The sequence below is a fragment of the Pseudomonas avellanae BPIC 631 genome (assembly GCF_000444135.1).
GTDB classification, from domain to species: Bacteria; Pseudomonadota; Gammaproteobacteria; order Pseudomonadales; family Pseudomonadaceae; genus Aquipseudomonas; species Aquipseudomonas avellanae.
The window spans coordinates 1-9,567 of sequence record NZ_ATDK01000012.1 but is presented as its reverse complement, the minus strand read 5'-3'; the positions used below and the strand labels follow the sequence as shown (position 1 = coordinate 9,567).

Here is a 9,567-nt window from a genome sequence, read left to right as displayed (position 1 = left end):
CTCGAGATCGGAAGAGGGGCATGAAGAGGTCTTTTTCGATGCGCGCTCTTCCTTTTCGTCGGTCGATGCCGCTGATCTTCCCAGTCCCGAGCAGGTACAACCCCAGCTTCATTCGTTGCGTACCCTGCTACCGGATCTGATGGTCTCTATCGCCTCATTACGTGACGGCACCACGCAATACATCAAGACCAGAATCAAGGATATGGCGGACAACAGCGTAGGCGCGACTGCGAACATCGAAGCCAAAAGAAAGATTGCCCAAGAGCACGGCTGCCAGCTTGTCCACCCGTTTCACCAGAGCAAATTTCTATTTGAAAAAACTATCGATGATAGAGCGTTTGCTGCTGATTATGGCCGCGCGGGTGGCAATGGGCACGCTTGTCTGGGGCTATCAGTAAATTGGTGTCAGAGCCGTGCAAAAGGGCAGTCGGATGAGGCCTTCTTTTACAAACTGGAGGACTACCGGGGCGATGCATTGCTACCCAGGGTAATGGGCTTCCAGCATATCGAGCAGCAGGCCTATTCAAACAAGATGCAGAACGCAGCACCTATGCTTCTGGACACACTTCCCAAGTTGGGCATGACACTTGGAAAAGGGCTGGGCAGAGCACAGCACGCGCACTATGCGGTGGCTCTGGAAAACCTTGATCGCGATCTCAAAGCGTTGTTGCAGCCCGGTAAAGACCAGATGCTTCTGTTTTTGAGTGATAGCCATGCGATGGCTCTGCATCAGGACAGTCAGGGATGTCTGCATTTTTTTGATCCTCTTTTTGGCGTGGTTCAGGCAGACAGCTTCAGCAACATGAGCCATTTTCTTGCTGATGTGTTCAAGCGCGACGTAGGTACGCACTGGCGTGGCACGGAGCAACGTCTGCAACTGAGCGAAATGGTGCCCAGAGCAGACTTTCACTTGCGATAAGCTTCGCGCCTTCCCCTAACCTGTTTTTCTGCCTGCTCAGACCGCCAACTGATGCGTTGGCCACGCGCCACGATACAGGTGGCTCGAGTCGGCCAGCAGGGGCGGTCTTTCCGGCGTCGCGAACATCGATTGCAGGTTCTTTTCGATGGTGTTGCACAGGTCTTCCATGCGGATCCGGTGCTGACTGTTGCCGAACGGGGCTTGCAGGTCTGTACCGATACGGTCCATTGCCAGCAGCATGCAGCCCACTACCGTGGATATCGCCGGGGTGAACCAGCCCAGGGTGGTGACCATGCTCAGCGGCATCAGGATGCAGAACAGCGTGCTGAACAGCCGTGGGAAATAAACGTACGGGTAGGGCAGTGGCGTGTTGGCGATGCGCTCCATGCCGCCCTGGCAGTTGGACAGATCGACCATGGTCGATTCCAGGCGGGTCAGACGGATGCTGTCGAACTGGCCAGCGGCAAAGGCTTGCGAAATAACCGCAGCAGAGCCATTGAGGATGTCATTGGGAAAGTTGTTGCTCTGGCTGGCGCGCTGAATCTCGTCGGGCGACAGCAGCCCGTCGAGTTTTGCTGTTTTGACATCGCCTTTGAGGTGCGCGCGCAGGGCACGCAAGTAAGCCACATGACGTTGAAAGAGTATGGCTTTGACAGGGTTGTTGAGGTCATCCCGTTCGCCATCGATCAGCGTCAGTACCTGCCGGCCAAAACTGCGTGAGGTATTGACCATTGCGCCCCACAAGGTGCGCGCTTCCCACCAACGGTTATAGGCACTCGAGTTGCGAAAGCTGATCAGCACGATCAGTGCCGAGCAGAGCAGCGTGAGGGGCATCAGAGGGAAGTCGATGCCTTTGCCTTCTATCAGCATGACGTCCACGGTGACGGCCACGTCCCAGAGCAGAAGCCAGAACAGCGACCAGCCAACGTAGGTCACGGTTCGGGTGAAACACCGCCATTTTTTCTCGAAAGGACCAGACATTGCGGCACTCCTTTGCTGGTTTTAAAGAAGGCGCTTACTCGCTAAGCGCCAAGCCATGTTGTGAACTTACGCTGCCATCCTTAAAGCTCGCTTAATTTCAATTTGCGTCATCTGCAACACAAACGACGGGGATTTTTCTGCGGAGTCCTTTGCAGTAGGCGTACGCAGATTATTCAGTGGAACCGTCAACCAATCCGGGACCACACAGCCGTTGTCGATCCTTTTAAACCGGCGGGTGACCGGACGTTTCGCTGTTTCTGGCGCTGTTTTATCGACAGTTCACGATATTGCCTTCACGCAAGTACACGTTCCGGACACGCCCGCCTCGGCACATTGCTGTTCAAACTTCCGAAGAACGAAAGGGAATTTCCATGCACATCAACCGACCCGTCCAACAACCGTCTATTGCTTCGACGGATAGCTTTCATAGTGCGCAAGAGTCTCTTGCCTCCAGCTCTGTGCGATCTGTCAGCTCCGATCCGCAACGCGAGATAAATGCGATTACCGATTACCTGACAGATCATGTGTTCGCTGTGCACAAACTGCCGCCGGCCGATTCGGCTGACGGCCAAGCTGCAGTTGACGCACACAATGCGCAGATCACTGCGCTGATCGAGACGCGCGCCACCCGCCTGCACGCCGAAGGGGAAACCCCGGCAACCATCGCCGACACCTTCGCCAAGGCGGAAAAGCTCGACCGATTGGCGACGACTGCATCAGGCGCTTTGCGGGGGACGCCCTTTGCCGCGGCCTCGGTGCTTCAGTACATGCAGCCTGCGATCAACAAGGGCGATTGGCTGCCGACTCCGCTCAAACCGCTGACCCCGCTCATTTCCGGAGCGCTGTCGGGTGTCATGGATCAGGTGGGCACCAAGATGATGGACCGTGCAACCGGTGATCTGCATTACCTGAGCGCCTCGCCGGACAAGCTCCACGATGTGATGGCCGCATCGGTGAAGCGCCACTCGCCAAGCCTTGCCCGACAGGTTCTGGACACGGGTGTTGCGGTTCAGGCGTACTCGGCGCGCAACGCAGTACGTACCGTATTGGCTCCGGCACTGGCGTCCAGGCCCGCAGTGCAGAGCGCCGTGGACCTTGGCGTATCGACGGTGGTTGGTCTGGCTGCCAACGCAGGCTTTGTCAGCCGCCTGCTCAGTGTGCAGTCGCGTGATCACCAGCGGGGTGGTGCATTAGTGCTTGGCTTGAAGGATAAAGAGCCCAAGGCTCATTTGAGCGAAGAAAACGACTGGCTTGAGGCTTACAACGCGATCAAATCGGCCAGCTACTCGGGTGCGGCGCTCAACGCTGGCAAGCGGATGGCCGGTCTGCCACTGGATATGGCGACCGACGCAATGGGTGCGGTAAGAAGCCTGGTGTCAGCGTCCAGCCTGACCCAAAACGGTCTGGCCCTGGCGGGTGGCTTTGCCGGGGTAGGCAAGTTGCAGGAGATGGCGACGAAAAACATCACGGACCCGGCGACCAAGGCCGCGGTCAGTCAGTTGACCAACCTGGCAGGTTCGGCAGCCGTTTTCGCAGGCTGGACCACGGCCGCGCTGACCACCGATCCCGCAGTGAAAAAAGCCGAGTCGTTCATACAGGACACGGTGAAATCGACTGCATCCAGCACCACAGGCTACGTAGCCGACCAGACCGTCAAACTGGCGAAAACGGTCAAAGACATGGGCGCAGAGGTGATCACCCATACCGGCGCCAGCTTGCGCGATACGGTCAATAACCTGCGTCAACGCCCGGCTCGCGAAGCTGATATTGAAGACGGGGGCATGGCGGCTTCTCCAAGTGAAATACCGTTTCGGCCTATGCGCTCGTAAACAGTCTGTGAGCTGCAGCTAAACAGTAAAAAGGGGGTGGACTCGACGAGCCCACCCCCTTTTTTACAGCCTGTCTGGATTCAAAGCTCTGTGTGTTGGGTCGATGCCTGGGTTTTATCGTAGGCGTGTTTGACTTCGGCCATGGCGATGTTGCCCGTTGCCAGCTTCAGATCGTCACTGTCGCTTTTCACCAGGGCGAACTTGCCGTGGTTGGCTTCGATGCCGTTCAGCTCGATGCTCATGTCATCAAACTGCTTGCCACCGTTGGTGCGAACCATCGTGCCGAAATCGTCGGCCTTGAAGTTGTCGATTTTCAAGTGAGTGTTGGCGTTGAGCTGGACAACCTTGTCGTCTGCACCTTTGGCACTGCTGTTCTTGATGTTCAGATTGGTGACCGCTGCGCCTCCCTCGCCCTTGACTGTAATCATGTCCTCACCGACGTTCTGGGCGTGCACGTTGTCAATGGTGACTTCCTGAGCGTTTTTGGCGTTCACGTGGATGCCATCCACTTCGTTCTCACCCAGGTTCACATTCTTCAACGTAGCGCCTTCAGCCAGCTCGAACATAGGCTTCTGGTTTTCTTCCTGATCGCCGTTACCCATCGACTTGTCGGCGGTGTAGGTTGCGCCGTGGCCATCGAAGACTTCGCCAGCGCCGACCTTGATGGTGTCTCTCACCACATTGATCTTGCCGGCCTGGTCGTTGGAGCCCGCTGTATCGGCAACAGAACCCGTAGTACCTGGAGTGCGGCCAGGGTTGGCCAGCTGCGGAGTGATTTGCGGTGTTACGCCACCATCGCCACCACCTGTTGCGGTCGGAGTATCGCCACCGCCGCCGCCACCTGTTGCGGTCGGAGTATCGCCACCACCGCCGCCGCCGCCACCTGTTGCGCTCGGAGTATCACCGCCACCACCACCTGTCGCATCCGGTGTACCGCCGCCCCCGCTATCGGCCGACGGTGTGCCGAGCCCGCCGTTGTTCTGGAAAGGAGCCTGGCTATCAGGCTGCTCCTGATTGGCATCCTGCTTTTTATTGGAGTTGGTGAGCATCTGCAGCAACGACATGATCAATGCGCTGATCAATTTTGCGATGTTGGATTGGCTGTCGTTGGTCTTGCTGGCGTCCTGTGGATTCTGGACGGTGCTGTCGGGCGTGCCGAAGTTGACGTCTTTCTGTTTGTCGCTGCCGAACAACAATGCACTCGGGTCAATCGCTTGCTGAGTGTTCTGCTCGCCGAACGTGTTTGGTTGAGGACTCTTGCCGCTTAGAGCCGAAAAATCGAGTGGCGTGGTGGTCTGTTGCGGGCTGGGTGTAATGCCGATGCTCATGCTGCGTTACCTCGCTAAGTGGGCAATTGGACCGACGCCAGCTCCAGGGTTTACCAGAGCAAGTGGCCGTACCGCTGTCCGTTCGATAGGGATGTGGATGTTTGGGATTGAGCTTGCTCGAAGTGAGTGGCAAAGCGCCGCGACCGGTTCCCGTTTTGCCGGCATGTCATTGCACTGTTTTTAAAAGTTCCTTTTATGTGCCTGACCAACGCAAGGAACTGAAATGACTCTGCCTCCGACTCCGACTCAGTGTGCACACGCCAGCAGGAAGACTGGTATTGCTCCACACCGCACTCAGAGGCCGTGAAATGACCAACAATGACCAGTACCACACCCTTATCAACGAAATCTGCGCACTCAGCCTTATTTCCACGCCTGAACGTTTTTACGAATCTGCCAATTTCAAAATCAGCGAAGTGGACTTCACCCTTCAGTTTCAGGACCGCGACGAAGGTCGTGCCGTTCTGATCTACGGTGATATGGGTGCCTTGCCCGCGCGCGGCCGTGACAGTGCGTTGCTGGCGTTGATGGACATCAACTTTCACATGTTCGCGGGCGCCCACAGCCCGGCATTTTCCTTTAATGCGCAGACCGGTCGTGTGCTGCTGATGGGCTCTGTGGCCCTTGAACGAGCCTCTGCCGAAGGCGTGCTGTTATTGATGAAGTCGTTTTCCGACCTGGCCAAAGAGTGGCGTGAGCATGGGTTCATGGGGCAGGCCACAACTGCAGGCGCCTCGGCTGATCAGCCGGTTGCACCGGCAGCCAAACGCGAGAGCCTTTCGGCTCCCGGGAGATTCCAATGAGCGACATGAGAATCAATGTTTCACGCAGCGCCGAGATCCAGCGTGCCAGTCAGCAGAGTGAAATAGTTCCGGTCGCCGCCCATCCCAATGCGGTCACTCCCAGCAGCAATCCGCCACTGATGCCCAACCAGGCACGTCATCACGCGGCAGAAAGCTCGGCTGCCGGCGCAGCGCGGCTGAAGGTCGCGGTGCAGCACGAAAAGCTCTTGAAGGAGTTCCAGGCCGAGCAGGCGACGGCAACCGACAGTGGCGCGCCCCTGATCAGCTCGCGTGCGGCTTTTTTGATTGGTAGCTTGCTGCAATCCCTGCCGAAGTCCGAAAAAGTGCCCTTTGAGGTCATGGCTGAACGGCTGTCTCCTGAGCGCTATCAACTGAAACAGTTTCACGGCTCGGAGCTGCAGCAACTGTTGGGCAAATTTGCCCAGCCGGGGCAGGCGCCTGACAAGGCCGAAGTCGGGCAATTTATCAAGGGTTTTGCACGGTCAGTTGCAGATCAGGTAGAGCATTTCCAGCTTATGCACGATGCAACGGCCCATTCATTTGGCGCTGGTGGACTGCGTGACCGAACGACTCTGGCTGTCAGTCAGAAAGCGCTTGGTGAGTATGCGGACCGCGCCAGCAAAGCGATTGAGGACGGGCTGAATGAAAGTATTACGTCACTGGACGGGCATATAGCATATCTGGACGCTGCGCTGGGAAACGTCGAGGAGGGCGATAACCTCGTTCTTGAGATGGACAAACAAGCGCTGGTCAACGCCAAGGCGACTCTGGTCGATCTGCACGCAGAGTTCCCCAAGTCACCGGAAGCCAAGCGCCTGAATTCGGTGGCTGCGCATGCGCAGATGGATACTCTGGTCGACAAACTGAACGTGGATCGCAATTCTGTGGGCGGCTGGAAGGGTGTCGGGCCGATTGTGGCGGCGGCTGTTCCGCATTCATTTCGTCCATGACCCACCTGGGCTTCGTCCGTACGGCCACCAGTGATGAGATGAAAAGCGCGGTACCCGGAAAAAGTAGCGACGCCAGCATGCTGAAGGCCGCAGTCGTGGGACTGGTTGCGGGGGTTGCCCACGAAGGGGTCACCAATCTGGTTAAGCCGTTGATTCAGGCCGGGTTGCAGAAGACCGGCCTCAATGAGCGCATGAACATGGTTCCGCTCAAGGGGATTGATACTAATTCTGTGATTCCGGATCCCTTTGAATTCAAGAATGAGGACAGTGCGCTCGTCAAGAAAACCGCTCAGGAAATGACCGAAGACAAAGCCTTCGTGGCGGGCGAACGAGCCGTACTGAACCAGAAAAAAGTTCAGGTCTCGTCCACCCATCCACTGGGTGAAATGATCCCTTACGGCGCCTTTGGCGGTGGGCAGGCTGTTCGCCAGATGCTTCATGATTTCAATCAGATCAGCGGCCAGACGTTGACTGCAAAGGCGCTGACATCCGGGATGGCGGGTGCTATTTCGGCTACCACACAGACCATCGCACAGTTGAAGTCCAACTACGTGGATCCACAGGGGCGCAAGATCCCAGTCTTCACGCCTGACAGGAAAAATGCAGACCTGGGCAAGGATCTGGCCAAAGGGCTTGACCTGCGCGAGGCGACGGTGCGCACCGCGTTTTACAGCAAAGCCATATCGGGCATTCAAAGCTCTGCCGTGAACGCCCTGGTGCCACCTTTGGCAACCATGCCAAAAGGTGAGCCCGGCAGGCTCAGTGCGGGGAACATCCTGCGCAACATGGCGCTGGCTGCGACGGGCTCGGTGTCTGTCCACCCTTTACGCCAACCAGTCGATAACGGCTGAAGCCAAAGCGTTGAAGGACGCTGGCATGGGAGGTACGACACCGATGCTGGCCCGTACTGAGACCGCGTTGAACAATATCCGCCATCCGGATAGGGCATCTCTGCCACATACGTTCCAACCGGGTACGTTGGGTGGCGTGCCAAGAGCAGTTGAAAGCGCTTATCACATGGGCAGGGGGGCTTTGCAATTACCGACCCAAATGGCCGTGGATACCGTAAGAGTCGTGGAGGAGGGGGTGTTGAACGCTCCATCTGCCGTGCGTAACGCGTTTAAATCAGAGAAACCTGCCGTCGAGGGTGACGAACTGGTTGCCATGGAGGAGGGCCGCAGACGCTAACGACTGTCTATATAGAGGGCCGTTTTTATGTTCGTCGTAGAAACAGGCCCTTTCTGGAACCGACTTGATCCTGTAACCACACATTGCCTGGTAACCCCAGGCTTTTTTATTTTTAAAGGATTATGACGATGAAACCTCAGTCACCGGATTTCGCCCGCTTCATCAATTCTCTGGGCGCCCAGCTCGGCACGTCACTGACCTTGCAGAACGGCGTATGCGCCCTTTATGACGGTCAGAACAACGAAGCGGCGATCATTGAATTGCCCGAGCACAGCGAGATGGTCATCTTTCATTGTCGCATCGGCCGTTGCCCGGAGCGTGCCACCGATTTGCAGCAGTTGTTGAGCCTCAACTTTGACGTAGCGCGCTTGCACGGCTGCTGGTTTGCGGTCGATCAGGGCGATGTGCGTTTGTGTGCTCAGCGTGAACTGGCATCGTTTGATGAGCCGGCCTTCTGCGACGTGACTCGCGGGTTCATTTCTCAGGCACGTGAAGCGCGCGCTTTTTTACAGGCTTGAATAAAAAAGCGCCGCTTCAATGCGGCGCTTTTTTTTACTGTTTTCGTTATCAGCTCTTCAGTTCGAACCCCTCTTTCTTCAAGTCGCCAGCCGCTTCCTTGAGCGATGCCGATGGTCGTGACAATTCGCCGTCGAAGGTGTAACCAATCGGCTTGTCCTGGTCTGCGCCATAAACGAAGTTGATGCGCCCCAGCGTTTTAGTGACGCTCATATTCGCTCCGCTGTTATAGCTGACCAACGGTGTTGGTGAGGTGAAGTTTTCAGCCTGGGTCGCGGTGTGGAATACCACCAGGCGCTTGATGCGCATCTCGTTGCGATCCTCCAGCAGGCTGGAGAGGTCACTTTGAGTCATGGTGCCGTTAAGGCTGCCTTCATCGATCTTGTCGACCAGGGAGTCCTTCGGCTCCAGCCGTACGCGTGCCAACGTCCCGATACTGCCCTCCATCTCCTTGAGCATGGCGCGAAGTTTCGGGTCCTGGCGCATGAATTCGGCAACCCTTGCCGCATTGCCCGGTGCGCTCGCGTCGTGCACTGAACTCATGATTTTGGTGAGTATGCTTTCACTGGTCAGGCCGGAGAGGTTGGTTTTGCTGGTTTCAAAACGTGCGTTATCCATCACGCTGTGCTTGTTGGCTGATGCCCGATGCTCGACCGCCGCGCGTTTCAAGTTGCGCAATGCCTTGTATTGCTTGTCGTTGTCTTTGGGCGGTGGTACGTCGGCAAACAGCGCTTCAAGCCCGTCGAGTTGCGCCTGAATAACCTCATCCGGTTTTTTGCCTGTGTAGCGTGCATTCAGAGGGTCGGCCAGCTCCGCCAGTTTTGCTTTGGTCGTGTTGTCCAGGAACGCTTCCCCAAGGCCCTTCGACAGTTTGCTCAGACCTTCGGTCGTTATCGGCTTGGCGACGTTGTAACGAAACTTGACCCGTTTGACCGTCCTGTTCTCCACGCTGAAATTGAGCGCTCCGCCCAGGTTGTTGGCGGCTGATTGTGAGGCGGGGGTGGGGCCTGGGGCGGAGGCGGGTGTGCCCGTGGGGGCCATGTGGCTGCCGCC

At 57.0% G+C, this 9,567-nt stretch carries 7 protein-coding genes and 1 pseudogene; 5 read left to right on the top strand and 3 right to left on the bottom strand.

The features are described 5' to 3' along the window. A partial coding sequence (hopN1, locus tag DW49_RS0100590) for a type III secretion system effector cysteine protease HopN1 (RefSeq protein WP_024421053.1) occupies positions 1-919 on the top strand: 919 nt, incomplete at its 5' end. A 36-nt stretch (positions 920-955) separates the two neighbouring features. Here hopN1 and DW49_RS0100585 read toward each other — a convergent pair. Further along, positions 956-1,900, bottom strand: coding sequence for a bestrophin family protein (locus tag DW49_RS0100585; RefSeq protein WP_005615687.1), 945 nt, complete (start codon positions 1,898-1,900; stop codon positions 956-958). A 458-nt stretch (positions 1,901-2,358) separates the two neighbouring features. Here DW49_RS0100585 and DW49_RS0100580 point away from each other — a divergent pair, with 458 nt between their 5' ends. Further along, positions 2,359-3,729 (top strand): hypothetical protein, encoded by a 1,371-nt coding sequence (locus DW49_RS0100580; RefSeq protein ID WP_024421052.1) that lies wholly within the window; start codon positions 2,359-2,361, stop codon positions 3,727-3,729. An 80-nt stretch (positions 3,730-3,809) separates the two neighbouring features. On the opposite strand, the gene DW49_RS0100575 is transcribed toward DW49_RS0100580, so the two are convergent. Further along, the gene (locus tag DW49_RS0100575; protein WP_005615691.1) at positions 3,810-5,057 is read right to left on the bottom strand and encodes a pectate lyase; all 1,248 of its coding nucleotides are present in this window, start codon (positions 5,055-5,057) and stop codon (positions 3,810-3,812) included. 308 nt (positions 5,058-5,365) lie between these two features. Here DW49_RS0100575 and DW49_RS0100570 point away from each other — a divergent pair, with 308 nt between their 5' ends. The 3 genes and pseudogenes from DW49_RS0100570 (at position 5,366) to DW49_RS0100560 (ending at position 8,516) form a co-directional block, all read left to right on the top strand. Next, the gene (locus DW49_RS0100570; protein WP_005615693.1) at positions 5,366-5,860 is read left to right on the top strand and encodes a CesT family type III secretion system chaperone; all 495 of its coding nucleotides are present in this window, start codon (positions 5,366-5,368) and stop codon (positions 5,858-5,860) included. Beyond that, a pseudogene (locus DW49_RS1000000133505) lies at positions 5,857-7,998 on the top strand (restriction endonuclease). Before DW49_RS0100570 ends, DW49_RS1000000133505 begins: the two are co-directional and overlap by 4 nt. Before the next feature lie 128 nt (positions 7,999-8,126). Next, positions 8,127-8,516 (top strand): type III secretion system chaperone, encoded by a 390-nt coding sequence (locus DW49_RS0100560; protein ID WP_024420807.1) that lies wholly within the window; start codon positions 8,127-8,129, stop codon positions 8,514-8,516. A gap of 49 nt (positions 8,517-8,565) precedes the next feature. Here DW49_RS0100560 and DW49_RS0100555 read toward each other — a convergent pair. Next, positions 8,566-9,567, bottom strand: a 1,002-nt coding sequence (locus tag DW49_RS0100555) for an AvrE-family type 3 secretion system effector (protein WP_029774592.1), incomplete at its 5' end; no start/stop codon positions are given.